This is a genomic window from Pseudomonas sp. St29 (assembly GCF_001547915.1).
Classification (GTDB): Bacteria; Pseudomonadota; Gammaproteobacteria; order Pseudomonadales; family Pseudomonadaceae; genus Aquipseudomonas.
This window is the reverse complement of record NZ_AP014628.1, coordinates 5016615-5037795: the sequence shown is the minus strand read 5'-3', so window position 1 is coordinate 5037795 and position 21181 is coordinate 5016615. Positions and strand designations below refer to the sequence as shown.

General features: G+C 63.0%; 20 protein-coding genes. 6 read left to right on the top strand and 14 right to left on the bottom strand.

Annotation, left to right across the window (positions count from 1 at the left end):
• Nucleotides 1-2: 2 nt before the first annotated feature.
• Complete coding sequence (locus PST29_RS22195) at nt 3-1001, bottom strand: AraC family transcriptional regulator (protein WP_060840568.1); 999 nt, start codon at nt 999-1001, stop codon at nt 3-5.
• A 333-nt stretch (nt 1002-1334) separates the two neighbouring features.
• On the opposite strand from PST29_RS22195, the gene PST29_RS22190 reads away from it, so the two are divergent.
• Both PST29_RS22190 and PST29_RS22185 read left to right on the top strand, forming a co-directional pair.
• Nucleotides 1335-2666 carry a dicarboxylate/amino acid:cation symporter gene (locus PST29_RS22190; RefSeq protein ID WP_060840567.1) on the top strand — a complete coding sequence of 444 codons (1332 nt, stop codon included), beginning with the start codon at nt 1335-1337 and terminating at the stop codon, nt 2664-2666.
• A gap of 147 nt (nt 2667-2813) precedes the next feature.
• Nucleotides 2814-3995 carry a CaiB/BaiF CoA transferase family protein gene (locus PST29_RS22185; RefSeq protein ID WP_060840566.1) on the top strand — a complete coding sequence of 394 codons (1182 nt, stop codon included), beginning with the start codon at nt 2814-2816 and terminating at the stop codon, nt 3993-3995.
• A gap of 30 nt (nt 3996-4025) precedes the next feature.
• On the opposite strand, the gene PST29_RS22180 is transcribed toward PST29_RS22185, so the two are convergent.
• Nucleotides 4026-4520: a SprT family zinc-dependent metalloprotease gene (locus tag PST29_RS22180; RefSeq protein ID WP_016967576.1), complete on the bottom strand. Its 495-nt coding sequence runs from the start codon at nt 4518-4520 to the stop codon at nt 4026-4028.
• 151 nt (nt 4521-4671) lie between these two features.
• Nucleotides 4672-5274: a Yip1 family protein gene (locus tag PST29_RS22175; protein WP_016967577.1), complete on the bottom strand. Its 603-nt coding sequence runs from the start codon at nt 5272-5274 to the stop codon at nt 4672-4674.
• A 291-nt stretch (nt 5275-5565) separates the two neighbouring features.
• Here PST29_RS22175 and ttcA point away from each other — a divergent pair, with 291 nt between their 5' ends.
• On the top strand, nt 5566-6390 hold the full coding sequence (gene ttcA / locus PST29_RS22170; RefSeq protein ID WP_060840565.1) for a tRNA 2-thiocytidine(32) synthetase TtcA: 825 nt from the start codon (nt 5566-5568) through the stop codon (nt 6388-6390).
• Between the two features lie 59 nt (nt 6391-6449).
• Here ttcA and PST29_RS22165 read toward each other — a convergent pair whose 3' ends face one another.
• From PST29_RS22165 to arsC, 7 genes are all read right to left on the bottom strand, one after another.
• The gene (locus tag PST29_RS22165; RefSeq protein ID WP_060844364.1) at nt 6450-7985 is read right to left on the bottom strand and encodes an ArnT family glycosyltransferase; all 1536 of its coding nucleotides are present in this window, start codon (nt 7983-7985) and stop codon (nt 6450-6452) included.
• A 117-nt stretch (nt 7986-8102) separates the two neighbouring features.
• Nucleotides 8103-9755 (bottom strand): lipid IV(A) 4-amino-4-deoxy-L-arabinosyltransferase, encoded by a 1653-nt coding sequence (gene arnT / locus PST29_RS22160; protein WP_060844363.1) that lies wholly within the window; start codon nt 9753-9755, stop codon nt 8103-8105.
• A gap of 341 nt (nt 9756-10096) precedes the next feature.
• A complete protein-coding gene (locus tag PST29_RS22155) occupies nt 10097-10618 on the bottom strand; it encodes a histidine phosphatase family protein (RefSeq protein WP_082729341.1) in 522 nt (173 codons plus the stop codon).
• Nucleotides 10619-11229: 611 nt separating this feature from the next.
• Complete coding sequence (locus PST29_RS22150; RefSeq protein WP_060840562.1) at nt 11230-11901, bottom strand: DNA-3-methyladenine glycosylase I; 672 nt, start codon at nt 11899-11901, stop codon at nt 11230-11232.
• A gap of 97 nt (nt 11902-11998) precedes the next feature.
• On the bottom strand, nt 11999-12421 hold the full coding sequence (locus PST29_RS22145; RefSeq protein ID WP_060840561.1) for a DUF2069 domain-containing protein: 423 nt from the start codon (nt 12419-12421) through the stop codon (nt 11999-12001).
• Nucleotides 12414-13019 (bottom strand): NAD(P)H:quinone oxidoreductase, encoded by a 606-nt coding sequence (gene wrbA, locus PST29_RS22140; RefSeq protein ID WP_060840560.1) that lies wholly within the window; start codon nt 13017-13019, stop codon nt 12414-12416. Before wrbA ends, PST29_RS22145 begins: the two co-directional genes overlap by 8 nt.
• Nucleotides 13016-13369, bottom strand: coding sequence for an arsenate reductase (glutaredoxin) (gene arsC / locus PST29_RS22135; RefSeq protein WP_060840559.1), 354 nt, complete (start codon nt 13367-13369; stop codon nt 13016-13018). The genes wrbA and arsC overlap by 4 nt, the downstream gene beginning before the upstream one ends.
• A gap of 138 nt (nt 13370-13507) precedes the next feature.
• Between arsC and PST29_RS22130 the strand changes: the two genes are divergently transcribed.
• Nucleotides 13508-13972, top strand: coding sequence for a TlpA disulfide reductase family protein (locus PST29_RS22130; protein ID WP_060844362.1), 465 nt, complete (start codon nt 13508-13510; stop codon nt 13970-13972).
• Nucleotides 13973-14103: 131 nt separating this feature from the next.
• Here PST29_RS22130 and PST29_RS22125 read toward each other — a convergent pair whose 3' ends face one another.
• From PST29_RS22125 to PST29_RS22110, 4 genes are all read right to left on the bottom strand, one after another.
• Nucleotides 14104-14508: an META domain-containing protein gene (locus PST29_RS22125; protein WP_060840557.1), complete on the bottom strand. Its 405-nt coding sequence runs from the start codon at nt 14506-14508 to the stop codon at nt 14104-14106.
• Nucleotides 14505-14942, bottom strand: a complete 438-nt coding sequence (locus tag PST29_RS22120; protein WP_060844361.1) for a hypothetical protein — start codon at nt 14940-14942, stop codon at nt 14505-14507. Before PST29_RS22120 ends, PST29_RS22125 begins: the two co-directional genes overlap by 4 nt.
• A gap of 87 nt (nt 14943-15029) precedes the next feature.
• Nucleotides 15030-16019, bottom strand: coding sequence for a 2-hydroxyacid dehydrogenase (locus tag PST29_RS22115; RefSeq protein ID WP_060844360.1), 990 nt, complete (start codon nt 16017-16019; stop codon nt 15030-15032).
• Nucleotides 16020-16082: 63 nt separating this feature from the next.
• A complete protein-coding gene (locus PST29_RS22110) occupies nt 16083-18836 on the bottom strand; it encodes a response regulator (RefSeq protein WP_060840554.1) in 2754 nt (917 codons plus the stop codon).
• A 208-nt stretch (nt 18837-19044) separates the two neighbouring features.
• Here PST29_RS22110 and PST29_RS22105 point away from each other — a divergent pair, with 208 nt between their 5' ends.
• Together PST29_RS22105 and PST29_RS22100 are read left to right on the top strand one after the other, a co-directional pair.
• On the top strand, nt 19045-19767 hold the full coding sequence (locus PST29_RS22105) for a response regulator transcription factor (protein ID WP_060840553.1): 723 nt from the start codon (nt 19045-19047) through the stop codon (nt 19765-19767).
• A complete protein-coding gene (locus tag PST29_RS22100) occupies nt 19754-21109 on the top strand; it encodes a sensor histidine kinase (RefSeq protein ID WP_060844359.1) in 1356 nt (451 codons plus the stop codon). The genes PST29_RS22105 and PST29_RS22100 overlap by 14 nt, the downstream gene beginning before the upstream one ends.
• The last annotated feature ends 72 nt before the right edge of the window (nt 21110-21181 follow it).

Sequence of the window (21181 nt, the reverse complement as noted above, 5' to 3'; positions counted from 1 at the left end):
TGCTAGCGGTCCCGGGCTCGATAGGCGCCCGGGGTCAGGCCGGTCCATTTCTTGAACGCCCGGTGAAACGCCGACGGTTCGGAAAAGCCCAGGTGCTCGGCGATCTGTTGCAACGACAGGTCGGCGCGGCCCAGGTGGAAGATGGCAATGTCGCGGCGCAGTTCATCCTTCAAGCCCTGAAAGCTCGAGCCTTCCTCGCGCAAGTGGCGGCGCAGGGTCTGCGGGCTGACGTGCAGGTGCTGCGCGACGCTTTCCAGATCGGGCCAGCGCTCGCGGTCGTGGCTGAGCAGGCGGCGTAACTGGCTGCTGAGGCTGTCGCCTTCGTCCGGCCGCGACAGCAGGTCGGCGGGGGAGCGTTCGAGGAAGTGCTTGAGGGTGCGTTCATCCTGCAGCAGCGGCATGCCCAGGTAGCGGCTGTGGAACAACAGGCTGCTGCGTTGCTGTGCGAACTCCAGGGGGCAGGGGAAAAGCAGGTCGTATTCCGCGGCGTGTTCGGGTTTCGGATAGCTGAAGCCGGCCTGCTCCAGGCGAATGCGCTGGCCGATCAACCAGCTGCCCAGGCGGTGCCAGATCACCAGCAGGCTTTCGCTGAGAAAGTGCTCGGGGTCCCACAGTTCAGAATCATCCAGGCTCAGTCGAGCCATTTCTCCCTCACGCGTCAGACTCAGACGCGGAGCTTCCGGAAACAAGCTATAAAACAATAAGCCGCGCTGCAGTGCTTTTTCCAAGGTGCGGCAATGGATCAGGGCGTGGCACATCATGGCGAACGTCCCGCGTTTGCTGGGGCCATGGGCGAAGCCGAGGTATTCGTCGTCCAGCTCCAGCCACAGTTGTTGCAGCAGGCTGGTGAACTGCTCCGGAGCGATGCGCGCCTTGGGTTGGTTCAACAGCTCCGGGCTGATGCCCAGTCGCTGCAGGAGCGGCTCGCAATCGTGGCCGCGACGGCGCGCCCCGCCTAAGGCGGCGCGGGCAAAGTGGCTGGCGATGGTGCGTTCACGCATGAGGCTGGTCCGTCCATTGAGTGGCGGATGTTAGCCAGCCCCCTCACGAGGGAACAAGGCGGATATCCGCCAAATTGTAGGACGAGGCTCGATGAATGGGCGGATATCCGCCAGCTTCACCGGGCGCAACGAATGCAAGGATCGGCCCGCCCCCCTGATGTCTAAAGGCCTGCAGGGCTTTTGGGCAAGGTGGCACGGGCTTTGCGATAGAGCCGGAAGATCTGCCAGCACGCAGTTCGACACAACAAATCCCTCCAGTGCAGGAGGGTTCGCACTTTAGGCACCGCATGCATCGACGGAAGCTGTATGCCGGGGCTCTTGAGGAACTTTGCAATGACGACTCGTCAGCCACTGTACAAATCCCTGTATTTCCAGGTGATCGTTGCCATCGCCATCGGCATCCTGCTCGGTCACTTCTACCCTCAGACCGGCGTGGCCCTCAAGCCCCTGGGTGACGGGTTCATCAAACTGATCAAGATGGTCATTGCCCCCATCATTTTCTGCACCGTGGTGAGTGGCATCGCCGGCATGCAGAACATGAAATCGGTCGGCAAGACCGGCGGCTATGCGCTGCTGTACTTCGAAATCGTCTCCACCATCGCCCTGCTGATCGGCCTGATCGTGGTCAACGTGGTGCAGCCGGGTGCCGGCATGCATATCGACGCCTCGACCCTGGATGCCTCGAAAGTCGCGGCCTATGTGACCGCAGGCAATGACCAGAGCATCGTCGGCTTCATCCTCAATGTGATTCCGACCACCATCGTCGGTGCCTTTGCCAACGGCGACATCCTGCAAGTGCTGATGTTCTCGGTGATCTTCGGTTTCGCCCTGCATCGCCTGGGTGCCTATGGCAAGCCGGTGCTGGACTTCATCGACCGCTTCGCCCACGTGATGTTCAACATCATCAACATGATCATGAAGCTGGCGCCCCTGGGTGCGCTGGGTGCCATGGCGTTCACCATCGGTGCCTACGGCGTCGGCTCCCTGGTGCAACTGGGCCAGTTGATGATCTGCTTCTACATCACCTGCGTGGTGTTCGTGCTGGTGGTCCTGGGGGCCATCTGCCGTGCCCACGGCTTCAGCGTGATCAAGCTGATCCGCTACATCCGTGAAGAGTTGCTGATCGTGCTGGGCACTTCCTCCTCGGAGTCGGCCCTGCCGCGCATGCTGATCAAGATGGAGCGCCTGGGTGCCAAGAAGTCGGTGGTCGGCCTGGTGATTCCAACCGGTTACTCGTTCAACCTCGACGGTACGTCGATCTACCTGACCATGGCCGCGGTGTTCATCGCCCAGGCCACTGATACCCACATGGACATCACCCACCAGATCACCCTGCTGCTGGTGCTGCTGCTGTCCTCCAAAGGCGCCGCGGGCGTCACCGGCAGCGGCTTCATCGTCCTGGCGGCAACCCTGTCGGCCGTGGGGCACCTGCCGGTGGCCGGCCTGGCGCTGATCCTGGGCATCGACCGCTTCATGTCCGAGGCTCGCGCCCTGACCAACCTGGTAGGCAACGCGGTGGCCACCCTGGTGGTCGCCAAGTGGGTCAAGGAGCTGGACGAAGACAAGCTGCAAGTCGAACTGGCTTCCGGTGGTCGTGCCATCAGCGACACCCGCGAAACGGATGATCTGGGTGTGGCCGAAGGTCCGGCACCCACCATCAAGTAAGCCTGGCTGAACATAAGAAACCCGCTACGGCGGGTTTTTTATGGCCTGGTGGATGAGCGCAACGGTCAGTCCGGCTGAGCATTGTGGTAATTGTTGCAGTGCTTGCGGCTGCCTACTCTCTGGCGGTCGATCAAGAGGAGAGGGCACATGCAAGGGCCGTTGGCGTCACTCAAGGTACTGGATTTCTCCACCCTGCTGCCGGGGCCGTTCGCCTCGCTGCTGCTGGCGGACATGGGCGCCGAGGTGCTGCGCATCGAGTCGCCGACCCGCATGGACCTGTTGCGGGTGCTGCCGCCCCACGATCGGGGGGTGTCCGCCAGCCACGCCTACCTCAATCGCAACAAGCGCAGCCTGGCCCTGGACCTCAAGCGGCCCGAAGCACTGGAGGTGGTGCGGCAACTGCTGCAGGAGCATGACATTCTCCTCGAACAGTTTCGCCCGGGGGTGATGGAGCGCCTGGGGCTGGGCTACGAAGCCTTGAAGGCGATCAATCCGCGGCTGATCTACGTGTCCATTACCGGCTATGGCCAGACCGGGCCCTACAAGGACCGCGCCGGACACGACATTAATTACCTGGCCCTGGCCGGACTGGCCAGCCAGACCGGGCGTCGCGATCAGGGACCCTTGCCCCTGGGCATTCAGGCGGCCGACATCGCCGGTGGCTCGCTGCACGGGGTGATTGGCCTCTTGGCGGCGGTTATCGCCCGTCAGCACAGTGGTCAGGGCCAGCACCTGGATATCAGCATGACCGACTGTGTGTTCAGTCTGAACGCCATGGCCGGCGCCGGTTATCTGGCCTGCGGGGTCGAGCCGGGGATGGAGCAGCAGGCGCTCAACGGCGGCAGTTTCTACGACTACTACCGCAGTCGGGATGGTCGCTGGCTGTCGGTGGGCAGCCTGGAGCCGGTGTTCATGCAACAGTTGTGTCAGGCCCTGGGGCGTCCGGAGCTGGCGGCCCAGGGCTTGTCGCCTGTACCGGAGCAGCAACAGGCCCTCAAGCAGGCCTTGCAGATCGAGTTCGAAAAACACGACTTCGCCGAACTCTGCCAGCTGTTCGCCGGGCTCGACGCCTGTGTCGAGCCGGTCCTGAGTCTGGCCGAGGCGGTGCAGCATCCGCAGTTGCAGGCCCGGCAACTGGTCAGCCAGGTGCCCCGTGAGGACGGCAGCCTCCAGGCGCAGATCGCCTGTCCGCTGAAGTTCTCCCAGGGCTTGCCCGAGCCGCGGCATATCGGCGCCAGGCTGGGCGCCCATTGTGTTGAGGTGCTGACGGAGCTGGGCTACAGCGCCGAGCGCATTGAGGCACTTCGAAGCGAGGGGATCATCGGTTAGGAACCGGCCGGCGAAACGCTTTGGCTTCTGTCACTCGACCCTGGTTTCCCCGCTGTACACCAGGGTGTGCCGGCAGCGTCGGCACAGGTAGCGGCGACCTTGTGCCACCAGCTTGTGGCGCTGGGCCGAAAACGGGAAATCGCTCTCGGCGCAGGGGCAGCGATAGATGTAGCGGGTCACGCTGCGACGTTTGATCGCATAGGTGTGACAGCGATTGGGCGGCAGTTCATAGACCCCGCGCATGATCAGTTGCCATTCCTCGCCATGGGGCTGGATGCGCTCGCCAAACAGTTGGTGAGCGATCAGGTGGGCCACCTCATGGGCCACCGTCTGCTTGAGGAAGTCTTCGGTGTTTTCCCGGTACAGCTGGGGATTGAAGCGCAGCAGGTTTTCATGCAAATGAGCGACCCCGGCTTTCTGGCCGCGCAACTTGAGGCTGACCACCGGGCGTTTGAAAGGACGTTTGAAAAAGGATTCAGCGAGTAGGAAACAGTCTTCGACGCGGGTATTGAGTTGCTCGGGCATGCTTAACGGCTCTCCAGAGTGGCTGAGTATGCCGCAAAGACCGGCGAATCCGAATCGTTCAGGCGCCGAATGGTCGCAGGATCGGGCCCATTAAGAAGGCCGCCTTGCGGCGGCCTGTGCTGGCAGATGGAGGATTATTATTGGTGCGGCGTCAGTTGGTGTACACGGGGCCGACGCCCAGGCCCCAGACAATCACGGTGAAGGCCATGATCGCGACCAGCACCACCAGTCCCACCGCCAGGACCGAGCTGGAAAACAGGAAGCCCTCGTCAGACGGGATGTTCATGAAGGTCGGCAGTCCGACGTAGAGCAAGTACACGGTGTAGCAGATTGCCGCGGTGCCGATGATCATCCCCAGCCACATGTGTGGATACAGGGCCGCCAGGCCGCCGACGAACAGCGGGGTCGCGGTGTAGGTGGCAAAGGCTACGCAGCGCGCCAGACTCGGGCTGGCATCGTAGGTCCGGGCCATCCAGTGAATGAACGCGCCCATCACCGCCACGCCGCAGAGCATGGCCAGGTACGACATGATTGTCATCCACAGGGCGCTTTCCATGGTCAGCATCACCGGCGCGCGGTTGCCGATGACCCAGCCGACCTGGGTGGTGCCGATAAAGGCCGAGACAGCGGGGATCGCCGCCAGAATCAGCGTGTGAGTGAGGTACATGTGACTGATGCTTTCCTCGGCATCGCCACGGATTTCTCGCCATTCCTGATCGGGGTGGGTGAAGAGTCCTACGACATGATGAATCATGGTCAGTCACTCCTTAAATGTTGCCATCGCCCCCCAACGGAGCGCTTACAGCCAAGTGGCATGGTCAGTATAGGTCTATACGGGTGTGCGACCTTATGTCGCAGTATAGGAAGGAGTTTTCCTCAGATGTGCGCCGCTTTAGAGCAAATTGCGCTGTAAAACCCGTGGGTAATCGCGGTCGTGTCGGTTACCCCCGTCTGGCTGGATAGCACCTTGCGGCGCTTTCACGGGGCCGGGGTTTTGCTTAAAATGCTCGGCTTTTCGTCACACACCTCGCGGATTCCAAGCGCCATGGGCACTCTTACGGTCAACCAGAACAAACTGCAGAAACGCCTTCGTCGACAGGCGGGCGAAGCGGTCGCCGATTTCAACATGATCGAAGAGGGCGACAAGGTCATGGTCTGCCTGTCCGGCGGCAAGGACAGCTACACCATGCTCGACGTGCTGCTGCACCTGCAGAAGGTGGCGCCGATCAAGTTCGAGATCGTCGCGGTGAACATGGACCAGAAGCAGCCCGGCTTTCCCGAGCACGTGCTGCCGGCCTACCTCAAGGAATTGGGGATCGAGTACCACATCGTCGAGAAGGACACCTACTCGGTGGTCAAGGAACTGATCCCCGAAGGCAAGACCACCTGCTCGCTGTGCTCGCGCCTGCGTCGTGGCACCCTGTACACCTTCGCCGACGAAATCGGTGCCACCAAGATGGCCCTGGGTCACCACCGTGACGACATCGTCGAGACGTTCTTCCTCAACATGTTCTACAACGGCTCGCTCAAGGCCATGCCGCCCAAGCTGCTGGCCGACGACGGGCGCAACGTGGTGATCCGGCCGCTGGCCTACTGCAGCGAGAAGGACATCCAGGCCTATTCCGACCTCAAGCAGTTCCCGATCATTCCCTGCAACCTCTGCGGCTCCCAGGAGAACCTGCAGCGCCAGGTGGTCAAGGAGATGCTTCAGGAGTGGGAGCGCAAAAGCCCTGGGCGTACCGAGAGCATCTTCCGCGGCCTGCAGAACGTGATTCCGTCGCAACTGGCGGATCGCAACCTGTTCGACTTCACCAACCTGCGCATCGATGACAACGCCACGCCGCGCTTCGTCAATGTGGTGAACCTCTGATCGGCAATCGCTGAACCAGGGCCGCGGCGTCCCGAGTCCCGGGGCGCCGCGGCCTGCCTTCAGGTGCCCGGCACCTGCGGCACGAAGGCCACGCTGCCCTCTGCGGATTTCTTCGCCAGGCGCTCACCGTGGGTGGGCCGTGTGCGGATCAGCTGATGGTCGTTGCCCAGGTATTCCAGCATCAAGGGTTGATCCTTGCTCTGCTGCACGAATATCAAGGTGCGCTGAGGATCCCAGTGCTGGCCGCTGGTCTTGTCCAGCCAGGCCATGAAGTCGGCGCTCGTGCCCGTTCGAGGAAAATCCGCGGTTTGCGGCACGTAGTAGAACGCACCTCCCTGGTTCTGCAGGTACATCGGCAATTTGTTGTCCACTTCCACCAGCACCATGCGCCATTGATTCCAGGGGGCGATCCGGCTGGCCTCGGTTTTCACCTGGGCGCCGAACTGCATCACTCCGCCACCGCCATTGCTCCAGGGATAGGCGACTCCCAGTACCAACAGCAGCACCACGGCCGCGCCGGCAAAGCCCAGGGTCCAGCGCCGGTCAGCGGGTTTGCCGCTGGCGCGTTTTTGCTGCAGGTGCCGGTTCAGCCACCAGGCCCCCAAAAGCTGGGCGAAGGGCACCAGCGGCAAGACGTAATAGCTGCGTCGGCTGCCGCTGGCGGTGAAGAACAGGAACAGCAGGCCCAGGGCCCAGACCAGCCAGCGCTCGTTGGGCTGCAACTGGCGCCAGTGGCGCACCGCAATCCACAGACCGAGCAGCCAGCAGGGAACCCAGGGCAAGGTATAGGCCGGCAGGTAGATCAGGTAGGTATAGATCGGCCCCTGATGGTCGAACGGGTCGAAAAAGCGCACCACGTTTTCCCGAAACACCAGGTCCAGGCCGCTTTGGCTGTAGGTCGGTGTGCCGTACAGGTGCGAGAGCAGGAACGGCACCATGTACAGCAGGCCGGCCACCACCAGGGCCAGGCACAGGCGCAGATTCAGGTGGCGTTTCCAGCGGCCCTGGCTGAGCAGGTGAGGCAGCAGGGCCAGCCCCGGCAAGACGAAACCTATCAGCCCCTTGAGCAGCGATGTGGCCGCCAGCAGCAGGAAGAACACCGTGTAACGACTCAGGCGGGTGTCGTCCGGATCTCGCCAGTACCACCAGATAGAGGCCAGTACGCCGCATACCGTGAGAATGTCGGCGGTGGCTACCCGCGCCCAGAACGCGAAATAGAACGTGGTGGCCAGCATCCAGCCGGCGATCAGACCGGTGCCTTTGTGGAACAGTCGCTCACCGATCAGGTACACCAGCCAGATGCTCAGCCAGGCGGCGAGTACCGACGACAGGCGCAAGGACCAGTGACCCAGTCCGCCCATCAGCCAGGCACTGGCAGTGATCAGCCAGTAGGACGGCAGGGGCTTGTCGTAGTAGGGCGTGCCTTTGAGGTACGGGTCGAAGTAATTGCCGCTCTGCAGCATCTGCAGCGCGATGTTGGCCCAGCGGGTTTCCGGGCCCCACAGCTCGCGGGAGCCCAGGCCCAGCAACAGGATCAGGGCCGATACGCCCAGGAGCAGGATCAGGGCCTTGCGCTCGCTGTGATCGAGATTCATAGACGGATTTCCATGGACTGACTCGAAAAGACTGCACGGGCCCGCAGGGCCGGACAGGCAAAAAAAACGTCAGCGCCGAACGGCTCGACGCTGACGCTGGCTGGCTCACGGGGCAGGCTACGGCTGGCTCTGTGGCACGATCAGGATCAGCAGGTTGCCCTCTTCATAGCGCTTGCCTCCCGCTGGCAGCAGCGCGACTTCCTCGTTCTCCACCACGTTCTTGACCCGCATGACCACGCCCACGGAGCCCTGCTTGCGAGCCTCGGTCATCCATTGTCCGACGTCGGCCATGCTCACCTTGCGTTGTTCCGAGTCTGGATAAGCCAGGCCGTATTTCAGCTCGCCCTCGGTGTTGTACAGCGACACCTGCGGACGTTGCAGGCGCCAGGCCAGGGCCGAGGCCGCACCCAGGTCATTGCTGAGCAGGGTCTTGGTCTGCTTGAGCTCTTGCAGATGTTCCTTGATGAACTGGTCGGGCATCTCGTTGTGCACGATCAGTCCGGGCATGCCGGCGGGCAGCAGCGCCACCAGCAGCCAGATGCCCAGGGCCGGGGCGGGCCAGTATTGCAGCGGCCTGGAGGCCGGCAGCAGGTTGGCGATGATCCAGCCCATCAGCATGATGAACACCAGGGACAGGCTGAGCATTTCGTTGTGGCCATAAACCGGCCGGGTGAGCTGGATCACCAGCAACGCCACCAGTGCCCCCACGCCGATCAGCAGATTGAGCAGGCTGTTGAGGCGAATGGCTCGACCCTGGCGATCGCTGACGCGGTCGATCAGTGCGTTACCCATGAGCACCGCCAGTGGCAGCAGGCACGGCATGATGTAGGTCGGCAGCTTGCCCCGGCTCAGGCTGAAAAACACCAGCGGCAGCAGCAACCACAACAGCAGAAAACCGCTGTTGGCCTGGCGCTTGTCCTTCCAGGCCTGCATCAGTGTGCCGGGCAGTAGCAATGCCCAGGGCAGGCAGGAGACGACCAGCAGAGGCAGGTAGAACCACCAGGGCCGGGTGTGCTGGGCGTTTTCGGCGGCAAAGCGCCGAATATGCTCGTGCCAGAAGAAAAAGCGCCAGAAGTCCGGCTCATGGGCGTGCACGCTGAGCACCCAGGGCAGGCTGATACCGATGGCCACCACTACCGCCACCAGCCCGTAGCGCAGCAGTTCGCCCAGGCGACGTTGCCAAAGCATATAGGGCAGGGCGATCAGTACCGGCAGCAGCCACGCCAGGAAGCCCTTGGTCATGAAGCCCATGCCGCACGCCGCCCCGAGCACCGCCCAGGCCAGGAGGCGAGCGCGTGTGGCCTGGCTGTCCAGGGCGAACCACAGGGCCACCAGACTCAGGTTGACCCACAGCGTGAATTGCGGGTCGAGGTTGGAGTATCCGGCTTGCCCGGCAATCAGGCCGAAGCTCATGTACAGCAGCGCCGCGGCGAAGCTCTTGCGTGGATCGTTCCACATCCGGCGCGTGATGAGATAAGCCAGCAGCACGCTCAAACCGGTGCTCAGGGCCGAGGCGATGCGCACCCCGAACAGGTTGTCGCCGAACACTGCCTGGCCGATGGCGATCATCCAGTAACCGGCAATGGGTTTTTCGAAGTAACGGATACCCATGAAGTGCGGCGCGACCCAGTCGCCGCTGAGGAGCATTTCCTGGCTGATCTGCGCATAGCGGGTTTCATCGGGAATCCACAGGCCATGGCTGGCCAGCGGCAGCAGGTAGAACAGGCTGAAGGCCAACAGCAGAAATGGCAACGCCCAACGCTTGATCATGCCGTTGCTACTCCCACGCACAGTGTTGCCTGAAAGTGTGGCGCTCGTTCCATAAGCCGGGTGGGTAAAGTGCGGTGCATTTCTGTCCTCGAAGTCAGGTAAGGATTTCAACGTGCAAGTTGCATGGCCGGGGCGAGTTGAGGATCAGCGATGACGGCATCTACAAATCGCTTGAAACTCCGTGAGTGCTGCCCGGTTTTTAATGGCTGCATTTTTTATAGCGGTTTTTATGAAAAATGCTCTGCTCTCTAATAGTGCAACTTGCAATAAAGTCAATTAAATGTGGGCTGTTAGTCTGTCGATTCGCTGAATGAAGTCTGTTGTCTAGTTGTCAAAAAGAGTTACAAATTGTTCGGCGCTTCTTTAAGTACTTGTGGCCAGCTCTTGGCGTTCAGTATTCCCAGTATTTGCAGTTTTCCGTCTGCACCGAGCGTCAGGAACAAGGAGCTGGTGTACTCGGTGGCCAGGGCATGGGCGAAGCCCATGCGGCTCTCCAGATCGCTGATGCAGCCGCTGTGGGTGACCAGGATCAGGTTGCGCCCCTGAAGCTTGTGGGCCTTTATATCGTTCTCGAAGTTGTCGGCGCAGTTCAACAACCAATCCTGAGAGCTGGTGACCTGATTGAACATGGCCTGTGCGGTTTGCAGGGTACGGGTCATGGGGCTGCTGATGACGTCGGTACGGTCCATGCCGATGCTCCGGAAGGCCTTGCCCAGGTCGGTCGCGGTAGCACTGCCCAGGCGGGTGATGCCATCTGCGGGGCCCAGGCAGGGGTTGGCCGATCGGTCACAGCGCTCGGCGTGGCGCACCAGGGCGATGACTTCTCCGGCTTTCCAGTGTTGATAGATTCCGCTGCGTTGCATCTGATGATCGCCAGCGAGATCCAGAGGAGTCGCCGGCCAGAGTACAAAACCGCTTATCAGGGCGATCAGGGTAATAGTGAGCGCGCTGATGATGATCTTTCCGGAGCGCCGAATGCGGGCGGTGTCGGCCCGGGGTCTGGTTTGTTTGATGTTGTGCACGTCGCTTACCTGAATCTATTTTTGAGAAATACTTTTAATTCGGGTTGGAACTAGTGTTCTGCAGCAGACCGACATGCGCACCGGCACCAGCGTAGTCACTGGCCCCCAACTTAAGGGAGTCCAGGTCTCAGATTGGTGAAAGCGATGTGAAAAAAACGAATGGCGCGGCACGTGCCTGTTTAAGACCAGACAGCCGTTACTCAGCCTGTTGGCTTGAAAGAAACGTTGTTATTCGTTAACCGGCGGACGCAGGGAATCTGCGCGTGGCGGCTATTTAACGCTGCTGGTCCTGGTGTCTATGACAAGCCGGAGAAACTGTAGCCTGAGAAAAAGAACGGCGTGGAAAAACTGCGCATCAGTTCAGCGTTCTGTCAGCCAAAGGAGGGAGAGGGGCGATGCAAGACTGCTTCCAGCCACTGTCCGTGGCAGAAGCAGTCAAGAGGGAGCGGGGATCAGTGGTTGACGGTGTAGGCCAGCATCGCCGACAGCTGGCACAGGGGACGACCACTTTCCTCTTGCCACTGGTTGAACACCGCTTGCACCAGCGCCTGGTCGCGTTTGCTGCTGGGCACCTTGTCGATGATGTTCTGGGCATTGAGGGCGGCCACTACGTCCCAGGTGGGGATGAAGGTGTCCTTGCCCACCATGCGCAGGAAGCGTGGCGCCGACAGGCCGCCCATCTGGTTGCCGTGCTTGGCCAGGTACTGCCAGAGCCCGGTGATGTCCTGCACCGGCCAGTCGGCTATGAAGGCGCCGAAACTGCCGTGCTGCTGTTGCACGTCGAGGATCATCTGCGCATTGCGTGGCACGCTCTTGAGCTTGCCCAGGTGACGAATGATCCGCGTGTCTTGCATCAGCCGCTCCAGATGTTCGGCGCCCATGAGCACCACCTTGTCCGGATCGAAGCCGAAGAACACCTGTTCGAACGCTGGCCATTTGGCGTCCACCAGGCTGTGTTTCAGCCCCGCGCGAAAGACCCGCAATGCCAGTGTCGACAGGTAGCGATCAGCGCTCAAGGCACGCAGATACTCGTTGCTTGCCGGGGTTGGCAGTTGGGCTTCCAGGGCCGCGGCGGAACCGAAGCGGTTGAGACAGTATTCATTCAGCCATTTGTAATCGTGCATGCCTGCTCCTGGAGGGGCGGTCGGAGAGTCGGTTGAACAGGGTTGGGGCCTTGACTGGCGATACAAGTTCCCCGGGACCGGGGAACTTGCGTCAGGTTCAGGCCGGGGTGGCGCCTTCGCCGGCGAGCCGGCGGTTGAGCTGGAAGCGCCAGCGCACGTAGAGCAGCGCCGAAGTGAACACCGCCAGGCTGGCGAACATTTCCAGCAGGCCGAACAGCTGGCGATTCGGGTCATAGGCCGCCAGCGCGCCCTTGATGAAGTACAGGTTGACCACAAAGCACATCCACGCGTGTCCCCGGGCACTGCCGCTGAGCATGCCGGGTGCCATGAGCAGCAGGGGCACCAACTCGATCAGCAGGATCACCCAGGGCCGGGCACCGTGCAGGTCGGCCACCAGCAGGTAATACCCACACAGCAGGCCCACCAGGCCGAAGAAACAGATCAGGCTGGTGATCCGGGCCAGACGCACCCGGGGTTCCAGCCATTGCACCGTCGGCAGGATCTTCGGCTTCTTAGCCACGGCCGTTCTCCAACTGCAGGGCGGTTTTCGCCAGGCGCAGGCCCAGGGCCCGGCACAGGGCGATTTCATGCTCGTCCAGCGGGCTCTTGCCGTCAGCTCCGGCGTGATGGCTGGCGCCGTAGGGGGTGCCGCCGCCACGGGTCTCCAACAGGGCCGACTCGCTGTAGGGCAGGCCGGTGATCAGCATGCCGTGATGCAGCAGCGGCAGCATCATCGACAGCAGGGTGGCTTCCTGGCCGCCGTGCAGGCTGGCGGTGGAGGTAAACACACCGGCGGGCTTGCCCACCAGCGCGCCGGTCAGCCAGAGGTTGCTGGTGCCGTCGAGAAAGTACTTCAGGGGCGCCGCCATGTTGCCGAAGCGGGTCGGGCTGCCCAGGGCCAGGCCCGAGCAGTGCTTCAGGTCGTCGAGGCTGGCGTACAAGGCACCACTGTCGGGGATGCTCGGGGCCACGGCTTCGCATTCGGTGGAAATTCCCGGGACGGTGCGCAGGCGGGCTTCCAGGCCGGCCTGTTCGACGCCGCGGGCGATCTGCCGGGCCATCTCGTTGGTCGAACCGTTGCGGCTGTAATACAGGACCAGGATGTACGGCGCGCTCAAGGCAGAATCTCCAGCACATTTTCCGGTGGGCGACCGATGATGGCCTTGTCGGCGGTTTCGAGAATCGGGCGTTCCATGAGTTTCGGGTGCCCGGCGATGGCAGCGATCAGTTGCTCTTCGCTCAGGCTCTGGTCGGCCAGGTTGAGGCTCTTGTACTCGTCCTCGCCGGTGCGCAGCAGCTGGCGCGCGCTGATGCCGAGCTTGCCCAGCAGGCGTTGCAATTGGGCGGCATCCAGTGGGGTTTCCAGGTAGCGGACCACGGTCGGGGCCAGGCCGCGTTGTTCCAGGAGTTCCAGCGCACCGCGGGATTTCGAGCAGCGCGGGTTGTGATAAAGCGTCAGATCGGTCATGTGCGGGTCGCATCTTGCGTAAGGTGGCGGCTATTCTACCCGCGCGACGGGCTCTCCTGAACCTTGGGAGTCGATAGGTCGCAGCGACCCGGGGTCGGCAGTGTTATTCAAGACATCTTTCAATACAGGAAACAGCGCATGGCAAGGCAATTGGCGGCGGCATTGGCGATCATTACAACCCTGCTGCTGAGCGGCTGTGGCAATGACTACGGGGTCGACCAATATGGCCGGAAAGTCGCCGTCGAGCGTATCGACAAGCAGTGGCTGGTGCTCAATTACTGGGCCGAGTGGTGCGGCCCTTGCCGCACCGAGATCCCTGAATTGAACGCCCTGGACGAGCAGCTCAAGGGCCAGTCGGCCACCGTGCTGGGGGTCAATTTCGACAATGTGCAGGGTGAAGAACTCAAGAACGCCAGCGAGAAGCTGGGGATCAAGTTCACCGTGCTGGCGCAGAACCCGGCGGAACTCTTCGAACTGCCACGCAGCGAGGCGCTGCCGGTGACCTACATCATCGACGACAAGGGCAAGGTGCGTGAGCAGATGATGGGGGAGCAGACGGCTGCGGGCGTGCTGGCCAAGTTGCAGGCCCTGCGCGGGCATTGATGGCGCTTGGACGCTAGCGGCTGGCCAGGCTGCGAAGGTCCTGAAGGAATGCGGGGGCCTGAAGCTCGCTGGAGATTCAGGCCCCCGGATGTGGTTCGCCGTTTGCAGGCTCGGCAGCGGCTACAGGAATATCAGCCTTCTTCCAGCCACCAGCGCAACGGTTTGCCTTCGGCGGGCCAGAAACGCACTTGCTCGATCGGCGAGACATCCCAGCGTTCGACGTTTTCCAGGGCCTGCAGAAAGCGGCGTTCCTGCTCCATCAAGGCCGGGGCACAGAGTTTGCGGGTGCTGCCGACCTTGCCGAAGCTGAGCTTCTCGCCGTCCAGGGTGTAAGGCGCGAACCAATGGTTGCAGCCGCCATTGCCGTAGGCGCGACCATCCTCGCCCAGGGTGATGGTCAGGTGGCTGTAATCGATCAGCGGACGCTCACCGATCCATTCCAGAACATAGCTGCGGTCCTGCTGCAGCTTCAGCGGCTCGGCGGCGCAGCCCAGCAGGCCGGCCCCCAGCGCCGCGGTCAGCATCAGGCGTTTCATTGGCCGGCCTGCTGGCATTTCGGGCAGCGGTGCTGCTCACCTTCGCTGCGCCAGCCAAGTTCGGCGATCCGCGCGCTGGCGGCGGGCTTCTGGGCCTTGTTGCCCAGCTTGGCATCCACCGCGAACTCGAAGTCGAGGGTGGCGGCGCAGCTGTCGCAGTTGACCTGCCACTGGTGAATCGCCAGTTCGCCGAATACCGGGCCGCGGGCCACGGCGACCCATTGGCCGACGGGATTGATCAGGTGGCGCACAGTCTCCACCGTCAGGCGCATGGACAGGTCCTTGCTGCCTTTGAGGGTGACCAGCAGCACGTCGTCGGTGCGGATGGAGCCACCGTTGCCGGTGACTTGATAGCGGCCCGGCAACAGTGCGCGGCATTCGATCAGGGTGTGTTGCGGGTTCATCAGGTTGTAGCGGAAATCGTGTTCGACCATGGGTCCTCCAAATCTGCCGCGTATGCTAGCACGGGCCCCTGCGCCGCAGGTCGCGGGCAGGCGACCTTCGATCAGCCCGCGCGGATGTCACCCCAGGACCCGATTCTGCGCTTGCCCTGCGGCCCAACTGGCGATGTTGTGCAAGGTGGTCTCGGCGATGGCGGCCAGGGCTTCGTGGGTCAGGAACGCCTGGTGCGCAGTCACAATCACGTTGGGGAAGGTCAGCAGCCGGGCCAGCACGTCGTCCTGCAGGGGCAGGTCGGAGCGGTCCTCGAAGAACAGTTGCGCCTCCTCTTCGTAGACATCCAGCCCCAGGTAGCCCAGTTGCCCGCTTTTCAGGGCGTCGATCAGCGCCGGGGTATCCACCAGGCCGCCGCGCCCGGTATTGATCAGCATTGCCCCGGGCTGCATGTGGGCCAGGCTGTCCTGGTTGATCAGGTAGCGACTGTGGTCATTGAGCGGGCAATGCAGGCTGATGATCTGCGCCTGGGCCAGCAGTTGCGGCAGCTCCAGATAACGGGCGCCGAGGGCTTCCACGGCCGGATTGGGGAAGGGGTCGTAAGCCAGCAGTTGGCAGCCAAAACCCGCCATGATCCGGGCGAAGGTGGCGCCGATCTGCCCGGTGCCGACAATGCCCACGGTCTTGCCCACCAGGTCGAAGCCGGTCAGGCCGTGCAGGGTGAAGTCGCCCTCGCGGGTGCGGTTGTAGGCTCGATGCAGGCGCCGGTTCAGCGCCAGGATCAGGGCCACCGCGTGCTCGGCCACCGCATGCGGGGAATAGGCCGGGACTCGCACCACCTCCAGGCCCAGGCGCTGCGCCGCCGCCAGGTCGACGTGGTTGTAGCCGGCCGAGCGCAGGGCGATCAGGCGAGTGCCGCCGGCGGCCAGTTGTTCCAGCACCGGGGCGCTCAGGTCATCGTTGATGAAGGCGCAGACCACTTCATGGCGTTCGGCCAGGGCCACGGTGTCCAGGCTCAGGCGGGCGGCCTGGAACTGCAGTTCGATACCCGCCGGCAGGCTGGCGCCGAGAAAACTCTCGCGGTCGTAGTTCTGGCTGCTGAATAGAATCGTGCGCATGCTTGCATCCTTGTTCGGGGCGCCCAGCATGCCTGCCGGGCACTGTTCGGGTCTTGCCCTGGGTCAGGCGTTGATCCGCGCCTCCGCGGCCAGGCGACCGATTGCGTGGTCCAGCTCGTCAAGGGCGGCAAAGGCCTTGGCGTCCTCCTGCTTGAGCAGGGTTTCGCTGCGTTGGCAGGCGGCACGCAACTGCGGCACCCCGCAATAACGAGTGGCGCCGTGCAGACGGTGCACCCGCTCGATCAAGGCGCCATGGTCGTTGGCCGCCCGGGCGGCTTTGATCGCCTCACGATCGGCTTCCAGGGATGCCAGCAACATGGCCAGCATGTCCGCTGCCAGATCGGCCTTGCCGGCGGCCAGGCGCAGGCCTTCGTCCTGATCCAGCACTTGCAGTTCCAGGCTCACTTCAGAGCGTTCGCTGGCCCGTTCCGGGCCCTGGTTGCGCAGGGCCAGGCCGGTCCATTTCAGCACCACCTGGGCCAGTTGCCGTTCGCTGATGGGCTTGGTCAGGTAGTCGTCCATGCCGCTTTGCAGCAGGGCGCGCTTCTCGTTGGCCATGGCGTGGGCGGTCAGGGCGACGATCGGCAGCGGTGTCCCGTGGCGCTCGCTTTCCCATTGGCGGATCGCCTCGGTACTTTGCCGACCGTCCATGCCGGGCATCTGCACGTCCATCATCACCAAGTCGAAAGGCTCGTTCTGGATCGCGTTCAGCGCGGCGTAACCGTTGTCCACCGCCAGCACCTTGGCGCCCATGTCTTCCAGCAAGGTCTGGATCAGCAGCAGGTTGGCCGGGTTGTCATCGACACACAGCACCCGTGGTGCGCGGCTGGAGAGGGGTTCCTCCGGCTCGCTGCGGGGCCGGCGCGGAGTGACCAGATCGGACAGGGCCCGGCGCAGTTTGCGGGTGCAGGCCGGCTTGGCCTGCAACTGACTGTGGGGATTGGGCACCGAGAGGTGGAACAGCGTCTGTTCGGTGGTCGGGCACAGCACCAGGACCTTGCAGCCCAGATGCTCCAGGTCCCAGATGTGCTGGCTCAGGCGCTCGGGAGACATGTCGTTGCTGGTGATGCCCAGCACCGCCAGGTCAATCGCCTGATCGCTCTGGTGCACCCCGGTAATGCCATTGGTCAGGGCTTCCAGGGTGTTGAACGGGGTCACCTCCAGGCCGCAGTCTTCCAATTGGTGCAGCAGGGCCTGGCGGGCCAGTTCGTGATTTTCCAGGACCGCCACCCGTCGTCCCAGCAGCGGCGGGCCGGGCAGGTCCTCGGCATCGTCGCGGGTCTTGGGCAGGTTGAGGCTGATCCAGAACTCCGAACCTTCACCCGGCGTGCTGTCGACCCCGATCTCGCCGCCCATCTGCTCGATCAGGCGCTTGGAGATCACCAGCCCGAGCCCGGTGCCGCCGGGTTGGCGCGACAGCGAGTTGTCGGCCTGGCTGAAGGCCTGGAACAGGGCGCGTACATCCTGGTTCGACAGGCCGATGCCGGTGTCCTGGATGCTGATGCGCAGTTGCACGCTGTCTTCGTGCTCTTCTTCCAGCATGGCCCGGGCGACGATGGTGCCTTCGCGGGTGAACTTGATGGCGTTGCTCACCAGGTTGGTGAGGATCTGCTTGAGTCGCAGCGGGTCACCGACCAGCGACAACGGCGTGTCGCGATAGACCAGGCTCACCAGTTCCAGCTGCTTGGCGTGGGCGGCCGGGGCGAGGATGGTCAGGGTGTCCTGCAGCAAGTCCCGCAGATTGAACGGAATGCTGTCGAGCACCAGCTTGCCGGCTTCGATTTTCGAGAAGTCGAGGATTTCGTTGATGATCCCCAGCAGGCTGTCGGCGGATTTTTCGATGGTGCCCAGGTAATCCAGCTGGCGCGGTGTCAGCTCGCTTTTCTGCAGCAGGTGGGTGAAGCCGAGGATGCCGTTGAGGGGTGTGCGGATTTCATGGCTCATGTTGGCCAGGAACTCCGACTTGATGCGGCTGGCTTCCAGGGCTTCCTTGCGCGCCAGATCCAGTTCGATGTTCTGGATCTCGATGGTTTCCAGGTTCTGGCGCACGTCTTCGGTGGCCTGGTCGATGCTGTGCTGCAGTTCTTCCTGGGCGTTCTGCAGGGTGCTGGCCATGCGATTGATGCCGGAGGCCAGTTCATCCAGTTCGTGGCTGCCCAAGGGTGGCAGGCGGGTTTCCAGGTTGCCGTCCTTGAGTTGCGCCACCGCCTGCTTGATCTGGGTCAGCGGGTTGTTGATGGTGCGCCCCATGCGCACCGCCAGCAGGGCGGTACCGGCCAGGCCGGCGGCAATCAACAGCAGGCTGGCGAACAGGCTGCGGTAGCCACGCAGCAGCATGCCGCTGTGGGACAGCTCCAGTTCCACCCAGCCCAGCAGGCGGTCGGATTCATCGGGGATCAGGTCGCCGGCCAGGTTGCGATGGCGGCCGAATACCGGCAGTTGGTAGCGGGTCGCGTCATTGCCGCTGCGCTGCATCATCTGCGTGCCGTTGCCGCTGGGTGGCGGGTTGAGCATGCTCGGTCCCGCGTGGGCCACCAGCGTGCGATCAGGGGCCAGGAAAGACACCGCGCGCACGTCCTGCTGTTCCAGGGCCTGGGTGGCGATGCGCTCGAGCATCTGCGCGTTGTGGTTGCCCATCGCCGGTGCCACCAGCGAGGCCAGTTGTTCGGCAATCATTTCGCCGCGCTGCAGGAGCTGGGCCTGCAGTTCGGAGAGCTGCATCCAGGTGAAATAGCCGCCCAGCACCAGGGCCATGAGGCTGGTGGGCAACAAGGTCAGCAACAGTACGCGGCCTTTGATTCCCAGTTTCTTGAGCACGCCACTCTCCTGCTTCCACGCTGTTTTAAAAGGTCTACGGGCACGTCCGTGATGCGCCACCCGCGCAGTGTAACGATTTGCCGAAGGCTGATCTTGGCAAATTGCGCACTGGCGGTCGGTGGCTGGAATGCCTGCGACCAAGGCATTGGTTGCCGCGCTCCGGGCAATCTTGAATAATCGCCCAACTGAGAATGACTTGCAGAAGCTAATGACTCCCGTAGCTGTTGAGCCTCCCCGTATCCTGACCATTGAAGATGACCCGGTGCTTGGTGCCTATGTGCATGAGCAGTTGGGTCGCTGCGGCTTCGCCGTGACCTGGTGCCGCAACGGCCAGGAAGGCTTGGGGATCGCCCGCAGCCAGCGCTTCGATGTGGTGCTGATGGACATCCTGCTGCCCGGCATGGATGGGCTCACTCTGCTGACCCACTTGCGCCAGAGTCATTCCACTCCGGTGCTGCTGATGTCGGCCCTGGGGGCGGAGGCCGATCGCATCAGCGGTTTTCGCCTCGGAGCCGACGACTACTTGCCCAAACCCTTCAGCCTGACCGAGTTGCGGGTACGCATCGAGGCGATCCTGCGCCGGGTGGCCCTGGATCGGCGGCCGATGTCGCCGGTACCGAGCTGCAACGTGCAGAGCCTGAGTTTCGACGACGAGCTGTGCGACGTGCAGTTTGCCGGGCAATGGGCCGGGTTGACCCGCAGCGAATATCGCCTGCTGGAAACCCTGCATCGCAACGTCGATGAGGTGCTGAGCAAGGCTTTCCTTTATCAGCATGTCCTGCAGCGCGGCTACGCGGCCCATGACCGCAGCCTGGACATGCACGTCAGCCAGATCCGCCGCAAGCTCAAAACTCTGGGCTACAGCGAGCGGGAGTTGCGCACCGTGTGGGGCAAGGGCTACGTCTTGAGTGCCGCCGATGAGCTGGCCTGAACTGCCCGGCCGGCATTCGCTGTTCTGGAAACTGGCCTGCCTGCTGGTGGCGTTCTGTCTGCTGATGATCTGGCTGAGCTGGTCCTGGGGGCGCTATGTGGAGCAGAGGAACCTGTACCTGTCCGATGACGCCCGGGCGACCTTGGAGCATTACGCCGTTGAGGCCGAGCAAGCCTGGAACAGCGGCCAGAGTGCCGGTGTCGATGCCTGGCTTGTGCAGATGGCCGGCCGTGAGCAGACCTGGGTCGGCGTCATCGGCAGCGACCTGCAATCGCTGAGCAGTCAGCCGCTGACCCCGGCCGAGGCCCAGCGCCTGACCTTCCTGCGCGGTGCGCACTGGCCGGTGAGCCGGCATGTTCATGGTCTGCCGTGGCTGAAAATTCCATTCCCCGGGGATCCGTCCCTGGGCAGCCTGGTGATCGAGCTGCCGCAGCGCTTCATGCCCGGGCGCTATCGCGTGTTCTGGCAGGTGATCACCAACGGTGTGATCCCGGGCCTGTTCACGCTTTTGCTGTGTGTCGGTCTGTACCGTTTGCTGGTGGTGCCGCTCAAGCAACTGCGCGAGCAGGCCAATGCCTGGCGTGCCGGGCAACTGAATGTGCGTCTGTCCAGCGAGACCACTGAGCGCAAGGATGAGTTGGGAGAGCTGGGGCGGGCCTTCGATCAGATGTCCGAACGCTTGCAGAGCACCGTGGCCGTGCAGCAGCAATTGCTGCGCGATCTGTCCCACGAGTTGCGTACGCCCTTGAGTCGCCTGCGGGTGGCTTGCGACAGCGAGCAGAACCTGGGGGCGCTGCGCGAGCGCCTGGCCCGTGAGGTCGATGGCATGCAGCGCCTGGTGGAAGACAGCCTGCAACTGGCCTGGCTGGACACCGAGCGCGGACCATTGCCCGTGGAGCAGATCCAGGTCCAGGCGCTGTGGGAGATGCTCAGCGAGAACGCCTGCTTCGAAAGCGGCTGGTCGGCGGCGCAGTTGTGCTGTGAGCTGGACGCCGATTGCTGGGTGCGCGGCCACCTCAATACCCTGGCCCAGGCCCTGGAAAACATCCTGCGCAATGCCATCCGCCATTCCCCGGGCGGCGCCCGGATTACGCTGGCGGGACAACGGGAAGGCGAGTATTGGCACCTGTGGCTGGACGACCAGGGGCCGGGCGTGGCCGAAGAGGACCTGGAGCGGATCTTCGCGCCGTTCATCCGTCTGGATGGATCGCGGCCGGGGGATGGCGGCTTCGGCCTGGGCCTGAGCATCGCGCGCAATGCAGTGGTGCGTCAGGGCGGGCAGTTATGGGCGCAGAACCGCGAGCATGGCTTGCGCCTGCATCTGCGCTTGCCGGGAGCCTGAGCGCGGGCCCTGGCCGGCCTTAGATCAATAAGCCATAAGTCCCACACTTTGCGTGATATGGCGCTTGGACGT